Annotated in this window: 25 protein-coding genes and 1 riboswitch; of the genes, 14 read left to right on the forward strand and 11 right to left on the reverse strand. The window is 47.9% G+C overall.

Annotated features, from left to right (window positions below):
* The first annotated feature begins 17 nt into the window (after window positions 1–17).
* The 3 genes from BAMF_RS26480 to iolG all read left to right on the forward strand — a co-directional run bounded on the left by BAMF_RS26480 (window position 18) and on the right by iolG (window position 3,210).
* Window positions 18–881 (forward strand): AraC family transcriptional regulator, encoded by an 864-nt coding sequence (locus BAMF_RS26480; protein ID WP_013351778.1) that lies wholly within the window; start codon window positions 18–20, stop codon window positions 879–881.
* 35 nt (window positions 882–916) lie between these two features.
* On the forward strand, window positions 917–1,942 hold the full coding sequence (locus BAMF_RS26485) for a LacI family DNA-binding transcriptional regulator (protein WP_013351779.1): 1,026 nt from the start codon (window positions 917–919) through the stop codon (window positions 1,940–1,942).
* 236 nt (window positions 1,943–2,178) lie between these two features.
* Window positions 2,179–3,210, forward strand: a complete 1,032-nt coding sequence (gene iolG, locus BAMF_RS26490) for an inositol 2-dehydrogenase (protein ID WP_013351780.1) — start codon at window positions 2,179–2,181, stop codon at window positions 3,208–3,210.
* 26 nt (window positions 3,211–3,236) lie between these two features.
* Here iolG and BAMF_RS26495 read toward each other — a convergent pair whose 3' ends face one another.
* A complete protein-coding gene (locus BAMF_RS26495; protein ID WP_038462705.1) occupies window positions 3,237–3,749 on the reverse strand; it encodes a DinB family protein in 513 nt (170 codons plus the stop codon).
* A gap of 55 nt (window positions 3,750–3,804) precedes the next feature.
* The gene (locus BAMF_RS26500; protein WP_038463202.1) at window positions 3,805–4,413 is read right to left on the reverse strand and encodes a LysE/ArgO family amino acid transporter; all 609 of its coding nucleotides are present in this window, start codon (window positions 4,411–4,413) and stop codon (window positions 3,805–3,807) included.
* A 125-nt stretch (window positions 4,414–4,538) separates the two neighbouring features.
* Between BAMF_RS26500 and pdxR the strand changes: the two genes are divergently transcribed.
* Window positions 4,539–5,984 (forward strand): MocR-like pyridoxine biosynthesis transcription factor PdxR, encoded by a 1,446-nt coding sequence (pdxR, locus tag BAMF_RS26505; protein ID WP_013351783.1) that lies wholly within the window; start codon window positions 4,539–4,541, stop codon window positions 5,982–5,984.
* Between the two features lie 9 nt (window positions 5,985–5,993).
* Here the strand turns inward: pdxR and BAMF_RS26510 are convergent, their stop codons facing one another.
* From BAMF_RS26510 to BAMF_RS26525, 4 genes are all read right to left on the reverse strand, one after another.
* On the reverse strand, window positions 5,994–6,620 hold the full coding sequence (locus BAMF_RS26510; protein WP_013351784.1) for a pentapeptide repeat-containing protein: 627 nt from the start codon (window positions 6,618–6,620) through the stop codon (window positions 5,994–5,996).
* 239 nt (window positions 6,621–6,859) lie between these two features.
* Window positions 6,860–7,300 (reverse strand): GNAT family N-acetyltransferase, encoded by a 441-nt coding sequence (locus BAMF_RS26515; RefSeq protein ID WP_013351785.1) that lies wholly within the window; start codon window positions 7,298–7,300, stop codon window positions 6,860–6,862.
* Between the two features lie 84 nt (window positions 7,301–7,384).
* Entirely contained in the window at window positions 7,385–9,226 is a 1,842-nt protein-coding gene (locus BAMF_RS26520; RefSeq protein WP_013351786.1) for a bifunctional homocysteine S-methyltransferase/methylenetetrahydrofolate reductase, read from the reverse strand.
* 89 nt (window positions 9,227–9,315) lie between these two features.
* Window positions 9,316–9,438, reverse strand: a riboswitch (SAM riboswitch).
* A gap of 100 nt (window positions 9,439–9,538) precedes the next feature.
* On the reverse strand, window positions 9,539–10,030 hold the full coding sequence (locus BAMF_RS26525; RefSeq protein WP_013351787.1) for a YajQ family cyclic di-GMP-binding protein: 492 nt from the start codon (window positions 10,028–10,030) through the stop codon (window positions 9,539–9,541).
* Between the two features lie 99 nt (window positions 10,031–10,129).
* On the opposite strand from BAMF_RS26525, the gene BAMF_RS26530 reads away from it, so the two are divergent.
* The 4 genes from BAMF_RS26530 to BAMF_RS26545 all read left to right on the forward strand — a co-directional run bounded on the left by BAMF_RS26530 (window position 10,130) and on the right by BAMF_RS26545 (window position 15,271).
* Entirely contained in the window at window positions 10,130–11,026 is an 897-nt protein-coding gene (locus BAMF_RS26530; RefSeq protein ID WP_172800825.1) for a CvfB family protein, read from the forward strand.
* A 175-nt stretch (window positions 11,027–11,201) separates the two neighbouring features.
* Window positions 11,202–12,176 carry a BMP family lipoprotein gene (locus BAMF_RS26535; protein WP_013351789.1) on the forward strand — a complete coding sequence of 325 codons (975 nt, stop codon included), beginning with the start codon at window positions 11,202–11,204 and terminating at the stop codon, window positions 12,174–12,176.
* Window positions 12,177–12,178: 2 nt separating this feature from the next.
* On the forward strand, window positions 12,179–13,828 hold the full coding sequence (locus BAMF_RS26540; RefSeq protein ID WP_038462709.1) for a methyl-accepting chemotaxis protein: 1,650 nt from the start codon (window positions 12,179–12,181) through the stop codon (window positions 13,826–13,828).
* Window positions 13,829–13,960: 132 nt separating this feature from the next.
* Window positions 13,961–15,271 carry a cytochrome P450 gene (locus BAMF_RS26545; protein ID WP_013351791.1) on the forward strand — a complete coding sequence of 437 codons (1,311 nt, stop codon included), beginning with the start codon at window positions 13,961–13,963 and terminating at the stop codon, window positions 15,269–15,271.
* An 88-nt stretch (window positions 15,272–15,359) separates the two neighbouring features.
* Here the strand turns inward: BAMF_RS26545 and BAMF_RS26550 are convergent, their stop codons facing one another.
* On the reverse strand, window positions 15,360–16,211 hold the full coding sequence (locus BAMF_RS26550; protein WP_013351792.1) for a DegV family protein: 852 nt from the start codon (window positions 16,209–16,211) through the stop codon (window positions 15,360–15,362).
* Between the two features lie 125 nt (window positions 16,212–16,336).
* Between BAMF_RS26550 and BAMF_RS26555 the strand changes: the two genes are divergently transcribed.
* Together BAMF_RS26555 and BAMF_RS26560 are read left to right on the forward strand one after the other, a co-directional pair.
* Complete coding sequence (locus tag BAMF_RS26555) at window positions 16,337–17,179, forward strand: YitT family protein (RefSeq protein WP_013351793.1); 843 nt, start codon at window positions 16,337–16,339, stop codon at window positions 17,177–17,179.
* 14 nt (window positions 17,180–17,193) lie between these two features.
* Window positions 17,194–17,655: a BsuPI-related putative proteinase inhibitor gene (locus tag BAMF_RS26560; protein WP_013351794.1), complete on the forward strand. Its 462-nt coding sequence runs from the start codon at window positions 17,194–17,196 to the stop codon at window positions 17,653–17,655.
* Between the two features lie 37 nt (window positions 17,656–17,692).
* Here BAMF_RS26560 and BAMF_RS26565 read toward each other — a convergent pair whose 3' ends face one another.
* The 3 genes from BAMF_RS26565 to BAMF_RS26570 form a co-directional block, all read right to left on the reverse strand.
* Window positions 17,693–17,890, reverse strand: a complete 198-nt coding sequence (locus BAMF_RS26565; protein WP_013351795.1) for a DUF3813 domain-containing protein — start codon at window positions 17,888–17,890, stop codon at window positions 17,693–17,695.
* A complete protein-coding gene (locus BAMF_RS41495; RefSeq protein WP_013351796.1) occupies window positions 17,890–18,039 on the reverse strand; it encodes a hypothetical protein in 150 nt (49 codons plus the stop codon). Before BAMF_RS41495 ends, BAMF_RS26565 begins: the two co-directional genes overlap by 1 nt.
* An 85-nt stretch (window positions 18,040–18,124) precedes the next feature.
* Window positions 18,125–18,937 carry a Cof-type HAD-IIB family hydrolase gene (locus BAMF_RS26570; RefSeq protein WP_013351797.1) on the reverse strand — a complete coding sequence of 271 codons (813 nt, stop codon included), beginning with the start codon at window positions 18,935–18,937 and terminating at the stop codon, window positions 18,125–18,127.
* Window positions 18,938–19,051: 114 nt separating this feature from the next.
* On the opposite strand from BAMF_RS26570, the gene BAMF_RS26575 reads away from it, so the two are divergent.
* Both BAMF_RS26575 and BAMF_RS26580 read left to right on the forward strand, forming a co-directional pair.
* A complete protein-coding gene (locus BAMF_RS26575) occupies window positions 19,052–19,819 on the forward strand; it encodes a prolyl oligopeptidase family serine peptidase (protein WP_013351798.1) in 768 nt (255 codons plus the stop codon).
* 62 nt (window positions 19,820–19,881) lie between these two features.
* On the forward strand, window positions 19,882–20,190 hold the full coding sequence (locus BAMF_RS26580; RefSeq protein ID WP_003155088.1) for a metal-sulfur cluster assembly factor: 309 nt from the start codon (window positions 19,882–19,884) through the stop codon (window positions 20,188–20,190).
* 133 nt (window positions 20,191–20,323) lie between these two features.
* Here BAMF_RS26580 and fosB read toward each other — a convergent pair whose 3' ends face one another.
* Window positions 20,324–20,746, reverse strand: a complete 423-nt coding sequence (gene fosB / locus BAMF_RS26585; protein WP_013351799.1) for a metallothiol transferase FosB — start codon at window positions 20,744–20,746, stop codon at window positions 20,324–20,326.
* 327 nt (window positions 20,747–21,073) lie between these two features.
* Here fosB and BAMF_RS26590 point away from each other — a divergent pair, with 327 nt between their 5' ends.
* Both BAMF_RS26590 and BAMF_RS26595 read left to right on the forward strand, forming a co-directional pair.
* The gene (locus BAMF_RS26590) at window positions 21,074–22,510 is read left to right on the forward strand and encodes an FAD-binding oxidoreductase (protein ID WP_013351800.1); all 1,437 of its coding nucleotides are present in this window, start codon (window positions 21,074–21,076) and stop codon (window positions 22,508–22,510) included.
* Window positions 22,507–23,049, forward strand: coding sequence for an MFS transporter (locus BAMF_RS26595; protein ID WP_013351801.1), 543 nt, complete (start codon window positions 22,507–22,509; stop codon window positions 23,047–23,049). Before BAMF_RS26590 ends, BAMF_RS26595 begins: the two co-directional genes overlap by 4 nt.
* Window positions 23,050–23,073: the final 24 nt, after the last annotated feature.

Raw genomic sequence — 23,073 nt, forward strand, 5'->3', positions numbered from 1 at the left:
AAAGGAGGGCCGAAAATATGTCCTTTCTCGAGTTCACAGTCCCTCCGTTCCCGGTCTTTATCGCTGCGGGAGAAGGGACGTTCAAAAAAGGCGAAACCCATGTGAGACGGGTCTTCCCGGTGTTTGATCTGCTGTATGTGAAAAAAGGCGTCCTCTACATTACAGAAGACGAAAACGCCTTTTCCGTAGAAGCCGGAGAATATATTCTGCTTTCTCCTGGCCTTGAACATTACGGGACAAAAGGAAGTGAAGAAACGACATCCTATTCGTGGCTTCATTTTGAGGGAACGGCATATGAGGTGACGGAAACAACCGGGAATAACTGGGCGGAGCTGAGGCGGAAAAAAGGCAGCTTTGAAGAGCCGGCCCGCTACCGCCTGTCCCTGCCGCAAAAAGGTAAGGTGAGGCGCCCGCAGTTTATGGCCGGGCAATTCAGCGTCCTGACTGATGACAGCGCAGAGAACTCCGATCTGCCGCTCAGAAAGCAGATTCTGTTTGAAGAGCTGCTGCTTCATCTTCAAAAGGAAGCGTTCCAAATACCGTCCGCAAAGGAAAGAGTCGCATGGGAGGCCGCCCGGTATCTGCAGGAGCACTATCAGGAGAAAACCACCATCAAAGCGCTCTCTTCGGCTCTTCATTACAACCAAGACTACGTGACCCGCTGTATGCAGCAGGTGCTCGGCGTTACGCCCGGCCAGTATACGAACAAAGTCAGAATGACGGAGGCGAAGCGTCTTTTGTCCGCCACAAATGACAAAATGGGGGCAATCGCAGACGCCATCGGCATGGAGGACCCGACCTATTTTTCTAAACTGTTCAAACAGATTGAAGGCATTACGCCGCTTGAATACCGCAAATTCGTAAGCAGGAAAACGGACTGACCTAAAACCAGAGAACAGAAGAGGGATTAGTAAGCATGAAAATGACAATTTACGATGTGGCCGAAAAGGCGGGCGTCTCCATTTCGACCGTCTCGCGGGTCATCAACAACACGGGGAGGATCAGTGACAAAACACGGCGGATGGTGCTCCGTGTCATGGAGGAGATGGACTATCATCCGAATGTTCACGCATCCGCTTTGACGGGCAAAAAGACGAATATGATCGGCCTGATCACCCCGGATATTTCAAATCCGTTTTTCGGGGAACTGGCGAAAAGCATTGAAGACAGTGCCGGTGTCCTTGGGTTTCATATCATTATCTGCAGCACGGATTACCAGCCTGAAAAAGAAACGAAGTATTTCTCCATGCTGCGGCAGAAGCAGGCGGACGGCATTATTTTCGCGACGGGGCTTGATCATGATGACAGCGTCACGGCGCTTGATGATATTGTGAAATCAGGCACCCCGCTTGCGATGATCACTCAGGATAAACCGCTCGCGCCGATGGACGTCGTCATTATCGATGATTTTCTCGGCGGCTATACGGCGGCTCAACACCTTATATCTTTAGGCCATAAAAAGATCGCCTGTATCGTCGGCAACGGCTCGACCACGGGTGAAAGAGACAGAATCAAAGGTTTTCAAAAAGCGATGCGTCAAGCGGGGATGACACTCGATGAATCGCTCATCATTCCGACGGAATATTCGCTGGAAAGCGGAAAACAGGCAGCGGCCGAGCTGTTTGACAGAGACCTTCCGACCGCCGTTTTCGCTTTTAATGATGTGTTATCGTGCGCGGCAATACAGGCTGCGCGCTCCCGGGGCATTCGGGTGCCGGAAGACTTGTCCGTCATCGGCTTTGACAATACCATTCTCGCTGAGATGACGGCTCCTCCGCTCACGACGATTTCCCAGCCTATCCGCGAAATGGGGAGGCGCGTCGTTGAACTTCTCATTGATGAGATTCAAGGGAAGAAAAAAGCAAAAAGTAAAATTGTTTTATCTCCGGAACTTGTCATCAGGCAGTCTACGGCACCGGCAAAAACGCGCCCGCAGCAATGAGGCGCGTTTTTTTCTGTGAAAAACATTGTCAAACGAGTGAAAAGCATTGTAAAATAAAATCAGCTTTTGGGAAAGCGCTTGCGCAAAACAAAATAAGCAATCAGCTTACATTATAAATAAAGCGCTTTTTCAATGATGATTATGAAAGAATGATAGATGAAAAAAAGCAAGTTTAATAAGAGAAACCGCTTGCTTTAACGCGGCATGCGGCCTCAAGGTAAAAGGAGCGGAGATATATGACAGATCAAATCAGATGTGCGGTGCTGGGATTAGGGCGATTAGGATTTTTTCATGCAAAGCATTTAGTCAGCGAAGTTCGGGGAGCCGAGCTTGCGGCCGTCTGTGACCCAATGAAGGGGAAGGCGGAAGCGTGTGCGAAAGAATTAGGAATCGCCAAATGGACGGAAAATCCGAATGATCTGCTGGAAGATGAGGCGATTGACGCCGTCATCATTGTCACCCCGACAAGCACACATGCGGAAATGATTACCAAGGCCGCTGAAAACGGAAAGCACATCTTTGTTGAAAAGCCGCTGACCCTTAGTCTTGAGGAATCTAAAGAAGTCATGAAAAAAATCGAAGAAACGGGCGTCATCTGCCAGGTCGGGTTTATGAGGCGGTTTGACCCGGCTTACGCCGACGCGAAAAGAAGAATTGACGCCGGAGAAATCGGCAACCCCATTTATTATAAAGGGTTTACGAGAGATCAAGGCGCACCGCCCGCTGAATTTATCAAACATAGCGGAGGGCTTTTCATTGACTGTTCCATTCATGATTACGACATCGCGAGATATCTCATGAATGCCGAGGTTACGTCCGTCAGCGGGCACGGGAGAATTTTAAAGCACCCGTTCATGGAGGAATGCGGCGATGTTGATCAGGCGTTAACGTATCTTGAGTTTGACTCAGGCGCGGCCGGCGATGTGGAGGCAAGCCGAAATTCTCCGTACGGCCATGACATCCGCGCCGAAATTATCGGCACGACGGGAAGCATTTTAGTCGGTACGCTGCGGAAAAGCCATGTTACCGTTTTAACGCAGTCTGGCAGCAGCTACGAAATTATCCCGGATTTTCAAGCCCGCTTTAAAGACGCATATCGTCTGGAGCTTGAGCACTTTGCCGAATGTGTGAAAAAAGGGGAAACTCCGATTGTGACAGACGTTGATGCAGCGATTAACTTAGAAATCGGGATCGCCGCGACGGAATCTTTTAAAACCGGAAGGGCTGTAAAGCTTACCCCGGGCGCTTCCAGCTATGCCGGGTTGTGATAGATTCGAAGAGAAAAAGCAAAGGCTCAGCATGCCTTTGCTTTTTTATGATTCGTCTGAAAAAAAATGTAGTCAGTCGGCACGCCTTTATATCCCATTTGATGAAGCATCGCGCTTATGTTGCCGCGATGGTATGTGCCGTGATTCACAACATGCCGGATCACATCTGCATATGTCGTCTTCAGCGTTCCCAGGCGCGGGTGAGAAATAGAGATCGGACCTTCTGGATTCTCCAGTACTTTTAAAAATCGGCTGTAATCTTCGTACTGCTCTGTCATTCTATGTTCAATCGCCCCCAAATCTCCGCCAAGCTTTTCAAATTGATCAAATCGCGAGACGATTTGTTCGTAAGTTTCTCCGTAAAGCACGTGAAGCCAGATGTAATCGGCCCGGCATATATGCACAAGCACGGCGTTCACGGTCGGGAAAACACTTTTCAGTTCCTGCTGTAAGCTTGCCGCGGGCATGGTCTTCAGGTGCTGAATGACTTGCTCATTCGCCCACCTGTGGTAGTGATGCAGCTTTAGAATCTCTGACATTCCAATTCCCCCTTTTCCCTTCGGTACATTCAACATGACTTGCCGGAACTCCTTTTTATCGGAGCAAAAGCGCCGCAAAATAAACAGCCGCCCCCCACATCACCAATGCCGAGCATTTATTCAGGATGCCGAGCAGCCGGCCGCCCGAATCCGCCGTTTGGACGAGCCGTCCCGCAAATGCCAGTCCGGCGAACCAAACCCAGGAAACCGCAATACAAGCACCGGCAAACAGCCATTTATCAATTCCCGGGTAGGCGGCGGAGCTCGTGCCGATGACACTGACGGTATCCAAGATCGCATGGGGGTTCAAAAGGGACACCACGGCTGCCATGGCTGCCTGTTTTTTTGCCGTGAAAACCGTTTTTTTCGCCTGTTCGGCCTGCGGCTTGCTTCGCCAAGTCTGCCAGCCTAAAAAACTGAGAAACAAAAAGCCGCAAATAAGCATGACAGTCCGGAAGACAGGAATCTCCGCAATAATCACTGACACGCCTGCGACGGCGGCGGTGATGAGAATCGTATCGCATACCGCGGCGGCTATCACTGCGGGGAACGCCTGCCACACATGTTTCTGCCAGGCTCCCTGCTGAAAAATAAATACGTTTTGCGCGCCTAATGGCAAGATAAGGCCGAAAGCGAGCATCACTCCGTGAAAAATGGCATTCATATCATAAATTCCTCCAATCATCAGCTGAATCTCATTGTAGACGGATCGTGTGCTGATGTCTCCGGCCATTTGGTTGGTATCTGAACCAGCCAAATGTATAATAAGTAAAAAAGGAGGGGTGCCGTATGAAGAGCTGGCGTCCGGATCGGGAGTCATACATACCGCTTTATCTCCAGATCGAACAGCATATGAAAGAAAAAATACTTCACGGGGAATGGACGATCGGTACGAAAATCCCCTCACAAAGAAAGCTGGCTGAGGAGCTTCAAGTCAATCGAAGCACAGTGACGGCAGCAATTGATGAGTTGATCGCACAAGGTCTTCTGGAAGGAAAAAGCGGGGGAGGCACAAAAGTCGTCAACAATACGTGGAGCGTCATGGCAGCGGCTAAGCCCCTTGATTGGAGCACATACGTTACATCGGGAAGTCATCAGCCGAATTCAGCCTTGATTCAGGCCATTAATCAAAACGAGCCGCGTCCGGATCTGATTCGGCTGGGAACGGGTGAGCTGAGTTCGGAGCTGCTTCCTGAGCAAGAGATGGCCGAACTGTTCCGTGAAGCGGGGACTGAAATCTTTGCGCTCGGCTATGAGGAACCGAAGGGCAGCTTGAAGCTTCGGCAATGCGTCTCGGAACATTTAAAAACAAAGGGCATTTACGCGTCTCCGGCATCCATCTTAATCGTCTCAGGGGCGCTGCAGGCGCTTCAGCTCATTTCAATCGGGCTGTTAAAACCAAACTCCGTCATGCTGACTGAAAATCCGTCGTATCTTCATTCCCTGCGTGTGTTTCAATCAGCCGGCATCAGGCTTAAGGGGGTGCCGATGGATGAGAACGGAATCAAAACGGATCACCTTCCCGCTTACGGATGGCAATACGAAGCAGGGCTGCTGTACACCATTCCGTCATTTCAAAATCCGACGGGAACGGTGATGTCATATAAGCGGCGGAAAGATCTTATCGCGCTCGCAAGAAATCAACGCCTGCCTGTCATTGAAGATGACGCGTACGGTGATTTATGGATCGATAAAGAACCGCCGCCTCCGTTGAAATCTATGGACGGTGAGGGAAACGTGCTGTATATCGGCACGCTGTCAAAAACCGTAAGCCCGGGTCTGCGCATCGGATGGGCCGTCGCCCCTGAGCCGGTTGCAGACAGGCTTGCCGATATTAAAATGCAGACGGATTACGGCTCCAGCGCGTTATCTCAATGGGCGGCATGCCAATGGCTGTCAAACGGCCGCTATGAAACGCGTCTCTTGCGTCTCAGAAAGGAACTCAAAATCAGGAGAGATGCGGCATTGCATTTTCTTGAGAAATACGCGGGAGATATTGCGGAGTGGCATGTACCGGAGGGAGGCTTTTATATTTGGGTCACCTTTCATAAAGCGTTCGCCGTTCAAACGTTTTTCACCCGTGCACTGGAGGCCGGCGTGCTGATCAATCCGGGAGCTCTTTACCTTCCCGAAGCCCGGCAAAGTCTGCGTCTTTCCTATTCGTACGCATCCTTGCCGGACTTGGAAAAAGGCATTCAAACGATAGCGGACATCGCCCGCCGTTTCGTTTTGTAGTTCAGGGGATTACGTCACGATGGCTCCGAGCGCTTCTGCGAATGTAACGGCCTGCGCCGGAGAGATGCGGCATCCTTTCAGCTTATCAAGTGAGACGTGCAGGTGATCAAATGTGCACGTACTGATATCCATGTTAAAAAGGGACGTGCCGATGAAGTTTGCGCCGTTCAGATCACATGCGTTAAGTTCTGTGTGTTCAAGGGCGGCATCATTCCACTCGCTTTCTAAAAGAGCGCACGTGTCAAACCGGACATGCTTCATATTGGAATAGCTGAACGAGCTGTAATTTGCGAGGCAGTCTTCAAACCGCACATTGCGCATAGCGGAATCCGCCAAGTTCAGGCCGAGAAGTTTTGAATGCTGAAAGACCGTTCTATGGATGATGCTTCCGCTGAAATCAGCGTTTGAGAGATCACATTTTTCAAACAGAACATCCGTACATTCCATATGTCTGAAAGAGACATCTGTAAAAACCATGTTTCTGAATATGACTTTTTCAGCGCGCAGGCTGTGCAGTTTTCCGCTTATGATTTCGTTTTCAATTATGACATCTTTGATCTGTTCGTCCTGAAGCGCTTTGGTGAAAGAAAGCACCGGCAATTCTTTCGGGATTTTCGGTTTTTGGATCGTATTCATCTTTTACTCCCTTTTCTTAAAAAATAGCTGAAATCAGCAATTGACAGATATCGTTTCACACCTGCCGTCCTTGCCGAATTGCTTGTTGCTTAATGAACAAAGGGTAATAAAAAAGCGGGAGAGCGTCAATAGCGGCGCTTAAAAAAGCATGGGGAGTGGGACGTGATGTACGGATTCGCTTAACGCTAAAAATAACAAAACAAAGCCCTTATAAGAGACGCCAAGGGCTTTTGTCTGTTTCAAGCGAGTTCTTTATACATGATCACATGCGGGCCGATGCCGGGTATGTCAAAGGGGCTGCCGATGCTTGTCCAGCCGAGCTTTTCGTAATATCCTTTCACGTGATATCTGGCGTTGCACCAGACAAGCGCCGCCCCCATATCGGCCAGTTTCCGTTCTGCATAGGCGATTAATGTGCTTCCCGCTTTTTGTGTCCGGTATTCCTCAAGCGTCGCCATGCCGCGCAGCTGGTAGGCGGGCTCAGCTTTTAATGCCTGCTGAGACTGCGGATAGAAAGAAGCGATGCTGATCAATTGTCCGTCGTAAAAACCTCCGAGATGAAAAGCTCCTTTTACGCTGTCCTGATCATATTTACAATCCTCTATCGTCTGATGGGGGCGCAGCACGCTGTGTCTGATCGCGTACGTGTCTTCTGCGGTGATGGGTTTTACTTCAACCATAAAAAAAATCCTCCTTTGCTTGATTCTTTTTCTGTATCGTACCATGAAAAAGCCGCCTGTCATATCAGGCGGCTTGTTTTCACATCAATGCAAATATACATCAGCCCGTTTTTCATCCTTTTGCTTAATATAAGCTGCGAGTTCTGACGTCAAATCAGAACGGAGAAACGGGGTGATTAAATAGATTCCGTTAAACAGTTCGCACGCCGTGTCAAGAAGCGACTTGGCGATGGCAAGGCCCTCGGCTTTCTGCTTCCGCTTATCTTCACCGCCCTGCGCCATTTTTTCCCGGATGCTGTCTGACAGCTTAATGCCCGGTATTTCATGATGAATGAACTCTGCGTTGCGGCTGCTCGTTAACGGCATAATGCCGATATACACCGGCGTTTTGAGATGCTTCGTTTCATGATGAATGTCAATGAGCTGCTGCTCTGAGTAAACAGGCTGAGACACGAAGTAGTCGGCTCCGCACTCGATTTTTTTCTCCAGCCGTTTTACCGCCTTATCAAGATGGCGGACATTCGGATTGAATGCCCCGGCTACGGAAAAGTTCGTTTTCTTGCCGAGCGGTTTCCCTGATAAAGAAATGCCCTCGTTGAATTGCTTAATCAGCCTGATCAAGTCAAAGGACGTCAAATCATAGACGGAGGTAGCTCCCGGAAAGTCGCCGATTTTTGAAGGATCGCCCGTGATGGCTAAAATGTCGGTGAGCCCGAGCGTATCCAGCCCCATTAAATGTGACTGAAGGCCGATGATATTGCGGTCTCTGCATGTAATGTGGACGAGAGAACGGATATCAAGGCGCTCTTTCAGTAATGAACCGCAGGCTGCATTGCTGATCCTCGGTGTCGCCAATGAATTGTCGGCGAGCGTCAGCGCTTCTATGCCGGTTTCCTTTAATTCAGCCGCCGCTTGCAGAAATTTGCCAAAATTCAATTTTTTCGGCGGATCAAGCTCTACGATGATTGACCGTTTTTGCGCGGCGATTTCGTCTAAACCCGGATCGGTCCGTTCATCCCGGACTGAGATGACTTCTTCTTCCCGTCTGATTTTCACTTCTTTATCAGTAACGGGTGAAAGTCCGTGGACCGCATCAGCCATGGCTCTGATGTGGTTGGGCGTTGTGCCGCAGCAGCCTCCGATAATGCGCGCGCCCTGAGTGCGGAATTGTATGGCGCTCTCCCGGAAATAGGCATCGTCCGTATCATAAACAAGCCGGCCTCCTTCTAAAGACGGAAGGCTGCTGTTCGGATAGACCGATAAATAAGCGTCACGGAAAATAGGCACTTCGGTAAGGGCTTCAATCATGTGGTACGGGCCGAGCCGGCAATTGATTCCCGTTATATCAGCGCCGAGGCCGGCAATTGATCTGAGCGCTTCCCGAAGCGGTGTTCCGTCCTGCAGCACGCCCTGTTCGTGCATGGAAACGTTCAGCATGATCGGGAGTTCCGTTTCTTTTCTGGCGATCTTCAGCACTTCGCGCGCTTCTTCTAAATCATAGTATGTTTCCAAGAGCAGGCCGTCCGGCTCCTCGTGAAGCAGTAAATAAAGCTGCTCCCGAAAGCTGCGTTTAATCTCCTCAAGGCTGTAGGCGTTTTTGTTGAAGGTGCGGATGCCGCCCATCGTTCCCAAAACATAAGCGCCGTCTGAGGAAGCGCGCGCGATTCTGACCGCCTCCTGATTGATTCTTTTCGTGTCATCTTCAAGTCCGTATCTTGAGAGCTTAATAAAATTCGCGCCGTACGTGTTTGTTTGAACGATGTCTGCCCCGGCTTCCACGTAAGCCTTATGTATCCGCTTGATTTCCTCGGGCTTTGAGACGTTCAGTTCCTCAAAACATCTGTCAATGCCGTAGGAATAAAGGAGAGTGCCCATCGCGCCGTCCCCGATTAATATCCGTTCTTCCAAGTCTTGTAATAGTCCCATTGTTTGCCTCCTTCATCACATTCAGCAAGGAAAAAAGAGAAATAAAAAAAGTCTTCTTAAGAAGAAGACTTTGTGATCATTTGTCTCTCTTCTTATCTTCCAAGCTGTTTATTAGCTTGCTGGATTTAGCACCTTGGTCATGGTTTGGGTAAACCATTACACCGGTTGCTGAAGCGTCGTCGGGCCAGTCCCTCGGCTTCTCTTGATAAGAACGTTCATTTAATTGTCATGGGTTTCCAAAACTTAACTGTGAAAATCCCTTTCTCCAAATTTACCGAAAATAGAGACAATAATCAATAGGAATCACATAATTTATCTAAAATTAATAAATTGAACATCAATCGGCAGGTCTGCACCGCGGACGGCTGCAATAATCTGCTGCAGATCATCTTTATTTTTTCCGGTGACGCGCACTTGGTCGTCCTGAATCTGCGACTTTACTTTCAAGCCGGAGTTTTTAATCACTGCATTGATTTTTTTTGCGTTGTCTTTATCAATGCCCTGTACAAGCTTCGCGCGCTGGCGCACTGTGCCTCCCGAGGCATTTTCAATTTTGCCGTATTCAATGTTTTTCGTCGGCACATCCCGTTTGATCAGCTTGCCGCTCAGCACATCTTTGAGCTGATTCAATTTAAACTCGTCATCTGAAATCAGGACAAGTTCTTCCTTTTCTAAACTCACATCGCTTTTAGATCCTTTAAAGTCATAGCGCGTGCCGATTTCTTTCAGCGTCATCTGAATCGCATTCTGAACTTCGGGAAATTCAACTTTTGATACGATATCAAAAGAACTTTCTTTTGCCATGAGAAAACCTCCTATAACATTTCACTTATGAGTTGATTATAGTAGAATAAAGAGAAATGTCCAACAGCATAAAGCATGAATTTGTGTGAATTGGAAAAAATGAGAAAAACATCAGCCTCATACGGGCGAAGCAGGAAGGACGATAACATGAGACCAGGGCAGCAGCTCACGCTTAGTATAGATCACCAAACCGATTTCGGTTATTTTTTAACTGACGGCGAGGATACGGTTCTTTTACATAACAGTGAAATCACAGAGGATATCGAAGACAGAGATGAAGTGGACGTATTTATTTACGTCGACCATCAGGAAAGGCTCGCGGCGACGATGAAAAAGCCGCTCATCAGCTTTTATGATTACGGATGGGTGGAAGTGACGGATCAAGTGGAGGATATGGGCGTATTCGTCGACGTCGGTCTGTCAAAAGACGCGCTCGTCGCAACGGAGCATCTGCCCCCGTATAAATCCGTCTGGCCGCAAAAAGGCGACAGACTGTATTGCATGCTTAAGGTGACAAACCGCGGGCGCATGTTTGCCAAGCCGGCGCCGGAGGACATCATCAGCGAATTATTTACAGATGCAGGCGAAGAGATGATGAATAAAGAACTGACGGGAACGGTGTACAGGCTGATTGCATCAGGCTCTTTCATTATTACAGATGAAGGCATCCGCGGGTTTATTCACTCTTCGGAAAGAAAAGAAGAGCCGAGACTCGGCAGCCGTGTGACAGGGCGTGTCATCGAGGTGAAGGAAGACGGCTCTGTCAACATGTCGCTGCTGCCGAGAAAGCAGGACGCGCTTTCTGTTGACGCTGAAGAGATTTTGACCTATCTGAGATCAAGAAACGGCGCGATGCCATACGGAGACAAAAGCCATCCTGACGATATTCGCGAACGGTTCAATTTAAGCAAAGCCGCCTTTAAGCGGGCGCTCGGCCACCTGATGAAAAACGGCAAGGTATATCAGGAAGACGGCTGGACATACGAAAAACAATAAATTTTCTGCAAAAACATCGGTGAACAAAACCGATGTTTTTTATTTCCTTCAAAACCACAATATTCCTGATTTTCTTTGTTTTCATGTTTGTTTTCAAAAAAATAAATATTTTATTGAAATAAAATATTCTGACACGCAGACCGATATATAGAAAAAACCGCAAAGGAGAGTTTCAATGAAAAAAATGGTGATATTTGCGGCTGTTCTGCTGATCGCACTCGGTGCGGCCGGATGTGCAAACAGCCAATCAGACGAAACGGCCGGCCGTGAGGCGAAAAAAATCGGGATGATGCTGACGGACAACGGACTTGGCGACCAGTCCTTTAATGATTCTGGTTTTCAAGGCTTAATGAAAGCAAGAGACGAGCTCGGCATCACATTTGACTACAGAGAAATAAAGGATACCGGTACATATGAAAAAGGACTGACTCAACTTGTAAAAGAAGGAAATGATCTTGTTGTGGCACTCGGCTACAGCATGCAGCCGGATTTAGAAAAGGTCGCTAAAAAATATCCGAACCAGCAGTTTGTGCTGATTGATTCAGTGTCAGAACTGAAAAACGTCACCTCCGTTACCTTTAAAGAAGATGAGGGAAGCTATTTAGCAGGAGCACTGGCGGCCCTGACAACAAAAACTGGCACGATCGGATTTATCGGCGGCTCAGATGCCGACGTCATTAAACGGTTTAAAAAAGGCTATGTGGAAGGGGCGAAATCAATCAAACCAAATATTCGTGTACTGTCTGAAATCAGCGGATCGTTTGATAATGACAAGCTTGGGCAGCAGATCGCCAAACGAATGATTCATCAGAAAGCCGATGTCCTGTTTACGGCGGCCGGTTTTACGGGTGTCGGCGCGCTGAAGGAAGCGGAGGCCGAAAAGATATACGCGATCGGTGTGGACAGCGACCAATATTACACTGCCGAACACGCCGTTATCTCCTCTTTAGTGAAAAACGTTGACCATGTGATTTACGAGCTGGCCAAAGATTTAAAAAACGGAAAGCAAATCAAAAACGGCCAAATCGTTTATGGATTAAAGGAAAATGGCATGGACTTAGCCCAGATCAGAATCGTGAAGAATTCAGATGAGCTGACAAAAAAAATCGCTGATATGAAAAGCAAGCTGATCGAAAAGGGAGGGGAATGAGCGTGACATTACGGACCAGACTTCTCGTTAACGCGGCCGTGACGATGATATGCTTTGCCGCTGTCATCGGTTTTACGATCGTAAACATGATGAAGATTCAAGCCTCAAATGAAGATGAGGTCGAAGCGCTGTTAAGCGTTCAGGCGGCGAAAGCTGAACTCAATACATTGAAAGAAAGCATCACAAGCTATTCCTACACACTCGCCGATGCCCAGAAAGAGAGCGTTCGCACCTATATGAAAAACAGCTCCGACCGGCTGAACGCGCTACAAAAAACAATGACTGACCCGGCGGGAAAAGCCGCCTATGAAAAGCTCGCCAAAAAATATGAAACATGGCAGACGGAGGCTGCTGCGGCCCTGAATACAAAGAGTCCGGCCGAAGCGACAAGGACGGCGGCCCGCATCAACGGTCTGCTGAATGACATTTACATGCTCAATCTTGAAAGCCGCAGCCGTTATGAACAGATGCAGAAACAAACGGCCGATCAAATTCAATTTATTGTTTACAGCGCAGCGGTGTTAACAATCGTGCTCCTTGCCGTTACCGTGCTCTCATCCGTCAGGCTGACAAAGAAAATTGCCGGGCCGATCCGCCTGATGGCCGAAAACGCGCGGCAGATCGCCGGCGGAAACCTGGCTGTTGAAAAACTCGACTACAAAGGAAAAGACGAGCTGAAAGAGCTGAATGATTCATTCGGAATCATGACAGAACAGCTCCGCACCTTAATCAAGGCGATCGGAGAGGTCGGCCGCGAAGTGGAAACATTTGCAGAAGGCCTGACGAAAGAAAACCAGACACTCACGGAAATGACCGAGCAGGTGTCCGTATCAACGGAAGAAATGGCAAAGGGCTCACAAACCATTTCAGAAGACTTGCAGCATGCGGTGTTATTTATTGAAAAAATGGATGAGCACGCAAAAGCGAATGCCGAGCGCTCAAAACAGACCACTGCAAGCAGCGAGGACACCATTTCAGCGGTGGCTGCAGGCCGAAGTGCTTTGGCAGAAACAAAACAAGCGATTGACAAAAGCAATGAAACGTCAAAAGAAATCTCAAAAGCCGCTGATCTGTTCATAAAACACGCGGCAGGCATCAGTATGATGGCCCAGACCGTTTCTGACATTGCGGGTCAGACCAATCTGCTGTCATTAAATGCGGCGATCGAAGCGGCCAGAGCAGGAGAGGCCGGGAAAGGATTTGCCGTCGTTGCCGAGGAAATACGGAAGCTGGCAGACGGATCAGCCAAAGCAACCGCGCAGATTTTCGATATGGTAAAGCAAATTGAAGGCGGCATCACATCTATTACCGGCGCTGTTACGACCGGCGTCGCTTTAGGGGACAGACAGCAGGAGCTAATGGAGAAAACGTCAGAATCATTCGCCCATATCGAACAGAAAGCCGCGCACATTAAGGCGGAGCTTTCTCACTTAGACGGGCAGATCCGCGAATCGAAACAGCTTGGTGAGCAAGTGCTGCAGCATGCCGAAAGCATCAGCGCCGTCGTTCAGGAAACTGCCGCCGGAAGCGAAGAAATTTCAGCCTCAGCCTTGGAGCAGCTGTCATCCTTTAAAAACATGACACAAAGTGTCAATGCCTTGCGCAGTCTGACAGAACGGTTAAATGATCAGGTCCGCCGTTTTACATTGTAATAGGCTTTTGCCCCGCCCCTGATTTTTGCAGCCTGACATGAGTAACTTCTGAATGAAACACAAATACTGAATATACAAGTTTTTACATTTATTCTTTTTCGTGAAAGGTGAAAAAAGAAGGGAGGAATCGGGATGACTGAACAAATTCCGCATGAAAAGGGTCTTGATAATAGTCTGGCTTTATTACGCGATGGATATGTATTTGTGAAAAACAGAGCGGAGAATTATCGCTCAGATGTGTTTCGCGCCCGATTATTAGGGAAGACATTCATTTGTATGAGCGGAGCGGAAGCCGCAAAGCTTTTTTATGACACAGAACGATTTCAGCGCCAGCAAGCCCTCCCCAAACGGGTGCAGAAAACGTTATTCGGAACAGGGGCAATCCAGTCAATGGACGGTGAACGGCATAAGCACAGGAAGCTCCTATTTATGTCGCTGATGACACCTCCCCGGCAAAAACGGCTTGCGGAAGCGGTGGCAAAACAGTGGAAAGCATCTGCGGAAAAGTGGGAGGGTGCAGACCGAATTGTCCTTTTTGATGAAGCGAAAAAAGTGCTGTGCCGGGCTGCCTGTGAGTGGGCCGGCGTTCCGCTGAAAGACTCGGAAGTGAAAGAGCGGGCGGAGGATTTCACCGATATGGTAGACGCATTCGGCGCTGTCGGACCGCGTCATTGGAAAGGCAGAAGGGCGAGGCCGAAAACGGAGAAATGGGTAGAGGAGGTCATTGAGGATGTGCGGTCCGGCAAGCTGCAAACGCCGGAGGGCTCAGCCTTGTATGAAATGGCTGTTCATACAGAACTTGACGGGAGCAGGCTCGATTCTCACATGGCTGCTGTTGAGCTTATTAATGTTCTGCGCCCGATTGCCGCCATTTCTTACTTCATTGCGTTTTCAGCTCTGGCATTGCATGACCACCCTGAGTATCGGGACAAGCTGAGGTCGGGAGATGATCAGGAGGCCGAAAGATTTGTACATGAAGTTCGGCGGTATTACCCGTTCGCCCCGTTTTTAGGAGCCGTTGTGAAAAAAGATTTCGTATGGAAGAACTGTGAGTTTAAAAAGGGTGCATCCGTCATGCTTGACCTATATGGAACAAACCATGATTCCCGGCTTTGGGAGAATCCGAATGAATTCCGCCCGGAACGTTTTCAGGGACGGGAGGAAAATAAATTTGATTTCATTCCCCAGGGCGGAGGTGATCCGGCTGACGGCCACCGCTGTCCGGGTGAAGGAATGACCGTGGAAGTCATGAAAGCTTCCCTAGCGTTTCTTACTAATGAAATAGAATACGATGTTCCGCCCCAAGATTTGAGCTTCAGCCTGTCCAGAATGCCGGCATTGCCTGAAAGCGGATTTGTGATTATAGGTGATCGGGTTTTTTCGATTCCTGTTTCTTGCCTGCCTGGCGGTTTTTTTCGGCAAGCCGGTTCTTTTTCTGATTAAGGGCGTTATTATCAAGCGGTTTTTTGTCATCGTCTTTCATGCGGAAAGCCTCCCTTCTTTTCGTTAGGATGCCCGCCGGCATTGGAAATTATGGCTTCAGGAAAAAAATCGCAAGCGTCCCCGGTCCGGAATGAGCGCCGATGGCTGATCCGATTGAATGAAGAATGACCTCTTTCGGATGGAACGCTTCTTCGATCTGCTGTTTCATGCTGAGAGCGGTATCTTCGTTATCGGCATAGCTGATTCCGACAGTTTGATCCGCCCAATCGCCGCTTTCTTCCTTCATCATTTCTAGAATCCGTTTAAACAGTTTCTTCTGTCCGCGCAATTTTTCGAGCGGCACGAGTCTGCCGTCATCCACATGCAGAATCGGTTTGATGTTCAAAAGCCCGCCGACAAAAGCGGACGTTTTAGAAATCCTGCCGCCCCGCGCAAGATAAGCGACATCATCGACCGTAAATATATGTTTCATCCGGGCGCAAAAGCTCTTTACAGATGTTTCGATTTCTTGTATTGTATTTCCGTTAACACAGAGTGTCTGCGCGTACATCACGGCGAGACCGCAGCCTAAAGAAGCGCATTTGGAATCAACAATCCGTAAATCAAAATCGGGAAATTCCTCTTTGATTTCATTGGCGACCATTACGGCCGTCTGATAGGTGCCGGAAAGACCTGATGAAAAGGCGATGTAAATCGCCGGTTCTCCCAGTTCCGCGTAATGTAAAAATACTTTTTTTATCGTGTCCGGCGATGCCTGGGATGTTTTCGGAACTTTCCCATCCCGCATCGCTTGAAATATATGATCCGCCTGAATGGTGACCGTGTCCTCATATTCGTTTCCGTCAAGTGTTACGTGCAGCGGAATGAACCCGATCCGATTTTCTTCAATGAAAGATTTCGGCAGGTCAGAGGCGCTGTCAGCAATAAGGTGAACTGTCATCATAATTCCCTTCTTTCCAATTGGTGAGAGTGATGCCAACTATATCATATAAATTTGGCAAATTAGTGTTCAAAACTTTGTTTTAAGGGAAAAGCTAATAATGAAAATGAGCGGAGGAGCAAGCCATGGTACTTGAACAAGCAAAAAAATTAACAATTGTCGTCATCGGCGCGTTTCTGTATGCGGCGGGACTGAATTTATTCCTGATACCGGCGAATGTATATGCCAGCGGTTTTACCGGTGTCGCCCAGCTGCTGTCAAGCGTCGTTGATCAATACGCCCCTTTTTATATTTCGACAGGAGTTCTCATGTTCCTCTTAAACATTCCCATCGGTGTGTTAGGGTGGCTGAAAGTCGGCAGATCATTCACCGTATACAGCATATTAAGCGTAGCGCTGACGTCCGTCTTTATGGGAATTCTCCCGGAAATGAGACTGTCGCACGATATTCTCCTGAATACCGTATTCGGAGGAGTCATCTCAGCTGTCGGCATCGGTTTAACGCTGAAATTCGGCGCTTCCACAGGCGGCCTTGATATCGTGTCGATGGTGCTGGCCAAATGGAAGGATAAACCGGTCGGTACGTATTTCTTCATTTTGAACGGGATTATCATTTTGACGGCAGGATTATTGCAAGGATGGGAGAAAGCATTATATACCCTTGTCGCTCTGTATGTCACAACAAGGGTGATTGACGCCATTCACACCCGCCACATGAAACTGACCGCCATGATCGTTACGAAAAAAGCCGATGAAATCAAAGAAGCGATTTACGGAAAAATGGTTCGCGGCATTACGACGGTGCCGGCAAAGGGCGCTTACACGAACGAACAGAAAGAAATGATGATCATCGTCATCACGCGGTACGAATTGTATGATCTTGAGAAAATCGTGAAAGAGGTCGACCCGAAAGCCTTCACAAACATCGTGCAAACGACGGGGATCTTTGGTTTCTTCAGAAAAGACTGATAGGAGCGGATAGAATGAAATGGCTGTTTGGCCTGTTATTACCGGTCGTTTTACTGATCGGATGCAGCAGTCAATCCGGGCAGAAGGAGCCCGCTGAGGAGGTATCCGGAGAGATGAATGAACAGCAAGTTGAATTAGCCGTAAATCCTGTGCAGACGGATCAGCAGATCGAATTTCAAATGTCTTTAAAAAACAAAAGCGGCAGCCCGATCGATTTCACATTCAGCTCAGGGCAGAAATTCGAATTGACCGTACATGATCAACATAACAAAGAACTGTACCGCTATTCAAAAGACAGAATGTTTACTCAGGCGTTTCAGACCGTGACATTAATGCCGAATGAAACATATGACTTTTCAGATGTGTGGAAAAACGTGCCCGGCCCGGGAACATATACGGTCACGGTGACGTTTTTAGGAAAGTCCGATCAGATCGGAAAAAGGCTGAAAACGGTAAAAACATTTGAAGTGAAGTAAAAAAAAGGGCGCCCCCGTCTAAACGGGGCGCCGTTTTTTATTGCAATTTCTCCAGCTGATCCTGAAATTGGTGCAGCTGCTGACGTTCTGCATCTGTCGAATTGGCGTACGCGGAAGACACGGCATTTTTGGCGCGTGAGACAGCTTTTTCCCGGTCGCCGTCCTCGAAACCGTTAGCAATCATGACAGCCTGCTGGACGAATGACTTGGCTTGAGAAAACAGTTCGTTTCTCATTAATAAAAAACCTGTCTTTCAGCTTCGTCTTTTGCTGCCTCATGCTGTGCTTCCTCTAATGTAGACCGATATGGAAATCTTGCGTCATGAAGACTGACAGAGTCCTTGCCTTGCTGAATAAACCGTTTTGATTTGTTTCGTTTACCCATTGCAATGTCCCCCTTCCATATTTAGACGAGATGAGTCGTCTGTTTTAGTATGGGCGGAAGGCTTCTGGTTATGAGCGGGAAAACCTCATAGGGAGAAATAGGATGTTAAAAATGCGGCGATACCGTCCGCTTCATTTGAACCCGTGACACGGTCAGCCGCCTGTTTGACTTCATCCGTGCCGTTTTCCATCGCTACGCCGCAGCCGGCGAACCGGAGCATTTCAAGATCGTTGTCTTCATCGCCGAACGCTATGATCCGTTCTCTCGGCACTTGGTAATAGTCGCTGATTTTCTTCAGGCCGACCGCTTTATTCATCCCGTGTTTAATAATTTCAATCACATGCCATGGAGCTGCCCATCTTCTGTGGTCAATGACCTCGGCATGCACCTCGGATAAATGCGCGCGGATGTCCGCGACGTCCTCTTCCTTCGCGTGAATCAATACGGACGTCACATCTTCTTTGACTGTTTCGCGCAGATCGCCGAACGTGACATTCGCCATATTCATATGAAACGCCTCGATTAAATGCTCATCATGATAATGGAAGTACACATCATCGATAACTTCAGCGAGCACATTATGTATTTGATAGGTCTCTGTAAGCTCGGCCAGCTGTCTGACCACATCGACTGATAAAGACGTATGATAGCGTCCCCATGATTCGTCTTTCGGATGGTGGACAAACGCTCCGTTAAAATTAACAATCGGCGTTGTCAGCCCCAGCTCGTCATAATACATCGAACTGGAACGGAAAGGGCGCCCGGTTGAGATACAGATATGATGTCCCGCTTCTGTCAGCAATTGAATCGTCCGTGCCGTTTCGGGGGAAATGGTTTTATCATCTTTTAATAAAGTTCCATCCAGATCTAAGGCGATGAGATAAGGTTTTGTCTCCATAAATAACTCCTTTATGATTTGCTGTTTTTCTCTTATGTACAGTGTAGCTTTTTACCATCTTTATTGTCTACATGTTACACTTATGATTATGGTTATCCTAAGGAGGGAGTCAACGTGATTCTTATTGATCATCAAACCGTATCAGGCATTCCGTTTTTACATATTGTAAAAGAAGAAAATCGGGACCGTCCCGCTCCCCTTGTTTTCTTTATTCACGGTTTTACAAGCGCGAAGGAGCATAATCTTCATTTTGCTTACCTGCTTGCTGAAAAGGGCTTCAGAGCCGTGCTGCCGGAAGCTCTTTACCACGGTGAACGCGCTGAACAGCTGGCAGCGGAAGAGCTCGCCGTCCATTTTTGGGACATTGTATTAAATGAAATCACGGAGCTTGACGTGCTGAAAAAGGATTTTGAAGCGCGCGGTCTGATTGAAGACGGGCGGATCGGCCTCGCCGGCACGTCAATGGGCGGAATTACGACTTTCGGCGCGATGGCTGCGTATGATTGGGTCAAAGCCGGCGTCAGTCTGATGGGAAGCCCGAACTATACGGCGTTTTTTCAGCAGCAGATTGACCACATCCAGAAGCAGGACATCGAAATTGACGTCACAAAAGAACAGGTCGATGAACTGTTTGCGCGGCTCAAACCGTTCGATCTCAGTCTGCACCCGGAAAAACTGCGCAGCCGCCCGCTGTTGTTCTGGCACGGTGTCCAAGACAAAGTTGTTCCGTATGCACCGACCCGCGGTTTTTATGAAACGATTAAACCGCTTTACAGCAGCCGGCCTGAGCATCTTCAGTTTCTGAAAGACGAACGGGCGGATCATAAAGTCCCGCGATACGCCGTTTTAGAAACAGTCGCCTGGTTCGATAAGCATTTATAAAGCACAAAGGTGTTAACAAAAGCCGCATATACGTTATACTGAGGAAAAAGGAGTGATGGAACGTGGAAGAAGCATTAAAAGAAAACATCATGGGCGCCTTGGAGCAGGTCGTTGACCCTGAGCTCGGCGTCGATATCGTCAATCTCGGCCTCGTATACGACGTTGATATGGATGACGACGGCCTGACGCACGTCACGATGACACTGACATCAATGGGGTGCCCGCTCGCTCCGATCATCGTCGACGAGGTGAAAAAAGCGCTCGCCGACATTCCGGACGTAAAAGAGACTGAGGTTCACATTGTCTGGAACCCGCCGTGGACAAGAGACAAAATGTCACGCTACGCGAAAATCGCATTAGGGATTCAGTAATAAGAAAGACAGCTTTTTGAGTGCACCCCGGAATTTAGGATCACCCTAAAATCCGGAGGTGCTTTTCTTTTGGCTGCGGGGGTTGCTTAGGATCGCAAAACGTGTTGGAGTGCACAAAAGTTTACATAAACCATCATATATAAAATTTCATATGGGGTTTATCTTTTTTGTAATAGGCTAGTCTGTCTTGCAGAGTACCTGTGTGGAATTCAAATTTATGTCCATCAGGATCAGTAAAATAAATTGATTTTTGATCTTGCTTATCTCTGGCACGTCCATTTAATATATTTACATTTAGACTTTTTAATTTTTGATGTATTGCATCAAAATCTTTCGCCTCAATTGTAAAAGCCATATGGGTGTAGGATTTATGTATTTCATTTCTTGGAATATCCACCTCTAAGTTAAGCGCAAGCCAAAGCCCATTCAGATCAAGATATGCTGTTTTTTGTCCTTTAACCAGGAGTTGTGCATGAAATACGTTCTCATAAAATTCTATAGATTTTTCCAAATGTGAAACAGAAAAAAGAAGATGATTGATTCCTTTTATGTTCATTTTCCCACCTCATTTAAAATGGTTGTTATTCCTTATATATAACGATTATATACCGACTAAAAAACTTTTTAAGGGTTTCTGTGATTTTTATGATCACCGTTTACCGCGCTGTTTTCCGGCTGGCCTTTAAGCTGTATTAAACCTGATTCGTACTGCCTTCTTTTCGCTGCCGGGATTGTCGTTGCAGACCGGCGTGCGAAAAAAAGACAAGGAGCTAAAAAGCCCCGAATGTTCCATCATTCGGTGTTTTGCGGTTTAAGGATAAAAAGGAAAAAAGAGGGCTTGAGTCATGATATAATAGACCGGCTGCATGCGAGGGAGGAACCTATGAAGAAAAAAATACTTTTCATTATCCTTAGCATCCTTGTTTATACGGGGCTGTTCGCTGTTTCTGCCTTCCACAAAGAACGGGAGCAGAAGACGGGAACAATGACGGATGTCAGCCGTCTCATGCCCGTGAAAATTAAGCAGACGGTCAAAGGAAAAGAGAAAGAAACATTGGTCGAAACGATTAAGGAAGCAAAGAGAAAGCATCTGAACATCTCAATCGCAGGCGCCCAGCACTCAATGGGCGGCCAGACGTATTATGAAGACGGTATCGTTCTCGACATGACGGGCTACAACAAAATACTCGGTCTCGACCGGAAGAAAAAAATCATCAGAGTGCAGGCCGGAGCGACGTGGAATGATATTCAGCGCTATGTCAATCCGTACGGGCTCGCGGTAAAGGTCATGCAGTCACAAAACATTTTCACGATCGGCGGCTCACTGAGTGCCAATGCCCACGGACGGGATATCCGGTACGGTTCGCTGATAGATACGGTCAAATCATTTCATCTTTTAAAAGCGGACGGCAAAATCATCACCGTCACCCCGAAAGATGACCTGTTTTCAGCCGTCATCGGCGGATACGGCCTGTTCGGCGTCATCCTTGACGCGGATATCGAGCTGACGGATGATGAGCTGTATGAAATGAAAACGAAGCGCATGAACGCTGATACATACAGTCAATATTTCACTCAGCATGTCCGGCGCAACCCTGCAGTGCGCATGCATCTCGCACGGATTGCAACCGGAGATAAAGGCTTTTTGCACGATATGTATGTGACTGATTACACGCTTTCAGACAATCAGAAAGAATTAAAGCAGCACAATGAGCTGAAAGAAGATGAGCATCCTGCGCTGACAAAATTCGCGCTCGGCCTCTCCCGCCGGTATGACTGGGGAAGAAATTGGCTCTGGTCGGCACAGCAGTCTTATTTTCTCAGCCAAAACGGCGTGAAAATCTCAAGGAACAATGTCATGAGGTCAGAATCGAAATTTTTGGAATATGAAAACACGGACAACACCGATGTGCTTCAAGAGTACTTTGTACCCGTCGGCGAATTTGCGCCGTACATTCATGATTTACGCGCGGCGCTGTCACATGAAGACCTCAACCTTGTAAATATTACGATCCGCTACGTGCAAAAAAATGAAAAAGCCGATCTGTCATACGCAAAGGATGACATGTTTTCGCTCGTTCTTTTAATCAATGAAGGGTTTTCAAAAGACAGTCAGGCGGATACGGCCCGCATCGTCAGAAAAATGACGGATACGGCATTGCGCCATCACGGCAGCTATTATCTGCCGTATATGCTGTACCAAACGAAGGAGCAGATGCGCGAGGCATATCCGAAAAGCGATATATTCTTTCAGAAAAAACACAAGTATGATCCGGATGACTTATTTATGAATTATTTTTATCAGAGGTACAAATCATGAAACAAAATCATTTAAAATGGCTGATCCTGTCTCAAAGCAGTGTCTTTTTTGCCGGCAGCCTGATCTTTCCGTTTTATATTTTATTTATTAAAAACATCGGCTCCAGCTACACGCAATTCGGTCTGTCATACGGCTTGTTCGGCCTGAGCGGTGCTTTGATCCATCCGCTGCTCGGCAGGCTGTCGGCAAGACTGGATCCCCGCTGGTTCCTTATGGCGAATTCATGGGGCATGGCGCTGCTTCTTCTGACGCTCCCGCATATTACCGGCGTACAACAGGTTTATGTTGTGCAAGTGCTTTTGGGCCTGTTCGGGGCCATGCAAAAACACGGCGAAAAAATCTTGATCGCCGATTATACCGACGGCGGGGAACGTGGGAAAAAAGTCGGCAGCTACCACTTCTGGACGGCTGTATTTTCAGCCGCCGCCATTATTATCGGCGGCTTTCTTGCTGATTTCTTTACGGTATATATTATTTTTTACGCCAGCTCTGTGCTGTTTTTTATAAGCGGGCTGATGATGCTGAAGAAAACAGGCTGATCCGATCAGCCTGTTTTTTTGTCT

The organism is Bacillus amyloliquefaciens DSM 7 = ATCC 23350, assembly GCF_000196735.1.
GTDB lineage: Bacteria > Bacillota > Bacilli > Bacillales > Bacillaceae > Bacillus > Bacillus amyloliquefaciens.

Bases quoted from the DNA above. Each gene is read 5' to 3' on its own strand.
- BAMF_RS26535 (WP_013351789.1), top strand. From the start codon at position 11,202: ATGAAAAAAATGGTGATATTTGCGGCTGTTCTGCTGATCGCACTCGGT.
- fosB (WP_013351799.1), bottom strand. From the start codon at position 20,746: ATGAACATAAAAGGAATCAATCATCTTCTTTTTTCTGTTTCACATTTG.
- BAMF_RS26500 (WP_038463202.1), bottom strand. From the start codon at position 4,413: ATGAATGCCATTTTTCACGGAGTGATGCTCGCTTTCGGCCTTATCTTG.
- BAMF_RS26595 (WP_013351801.1), top strand. From the start codon at position 22,507: ATGAAACAAAATCATTTAAAATGGCTGATCCTGTCTCAAAGCAGTGTC.
- BAMF_RS26570 (WP_013351797.1), bottom strand. From the start codon at position 18,937: ATGGAGACAAAACCTTATCTCATCGCCTTAGATCTGGATGGAACTTTA.
- BAMF_RS26545 (WP_013351791.1), top strand. From the start codon at position 13,961: ATGACTGAACAAATTCCGCATGAAAAGGGTCTTGATAATAGTCTGGCT.
- BAMF_RS26530 (WP_172800825.1), top strand. From the start codon at position 10,130: ATGAGAAAAACATCAGCCTCATACGGGCGAAGCAGGAAGGACGATAAC.
- BAMF_RS26520 (WP_013351786.1), bottom strand. From the start codon at position 9,226: ATGGGACTATTACAAGACTTGGAAGAACGGATATTAATCGGGGACGGC.
- BAMF_RS26510 (WP_013351784.1), bottom strand. From the start codon at position 6,620: ATGAATACGATCCAAAAACCGAAAATCCCGAAAGAATTGCCGGTGCTT.
- BAMF_RS26555 (WP_013351793.1), top strand. From the start codon at position 16,337: ATGGTACTTGAACAAGCAAAAAAATTAACAATTGTCGTCATCGGCGCG.
- BAMF_RS26565 (WP_013351795.1), bottom strand. From the start codon at position 17,890: ATGAGAAACGAACTGTTTTCTCAAGCCAAGTCATTCGTCCAGCAGGCT.
- pdxR (WP_013351783.1), top strand. From the start codon at position 4,539: ATGAAGAGCTGGCGTCCGGATCGGGAGTCATACATACCGCTTTATCTC.
- BAMF_RS26550 (WP_013351792.1), bottom strand. From the start codon at position 16,211: ATGACAGTTCACCTTATTGCTGACAGCGCCTCTGACCTGCCGAAATCT.
- BAMF_RS26485 (WP_013351779.1), top strand. From the start codon at position 917: ATGAAAATGACAATTTACGATGTGGCCGAAAAGGCGGGCGTCTCCATT.
- BAMF_RS26480 (WP_013351778.1), top strand. From the start codon at position 18: ATGTCCTTTCTCGAGTTCACAGTCCCTCCGTTCCCGGTCTTTATCGCT.
- BAMF_RS26515 (WP_013351785.1), bottom strand. From the start codon at position 7,300: ATGGTTGAAGTAAAACCCATCACCGCAGAAGACACGTACGCGATCAGA.
- iolG (WP_013351780.1), top strand. From the start codon at position 2,179: ATGACAGATCAAATCAGATGTGCGGTGCTGGGATTAGGGCGATTAGGA.
- BAMF_RS26590 (WP_013351800.1), top strand. From the start codon at position 21,074: ATGAAGAAAAAAATACTTTTCATTATCCTTAGCATCCTTGTTTATACG.
- BAMF_RS26560 (WP_013351794.1), top strand. From the start codon at position 17,194: ATGAAATGGCTGTTTGGCCTGTTATTACCGGTCGTTTTACTGATCGGA.
- BAMF_RS41495 (WP_013351796.1), bottom strand. From the start codon at position 18,039: ATGGGTAAACGAAACAAATCAAAACGGTTTATTCAGCAAGGCAAGGAC.
- BAMF_RS26495 (WP_038462705.1), bottom strand. From the start codon at position 3,749: ATGTCAGAGATTCTAAAGCTGCATCACTACCACAGGTGGGCGAATGAG.
- BAMF_RS26525 (WP_013351787.1), bottom strand. From the start codon at position 10,030: ATGGCAAAAGAAAGTTCTTTTGATATCGTATCAAAAGTTGAATTTCCC.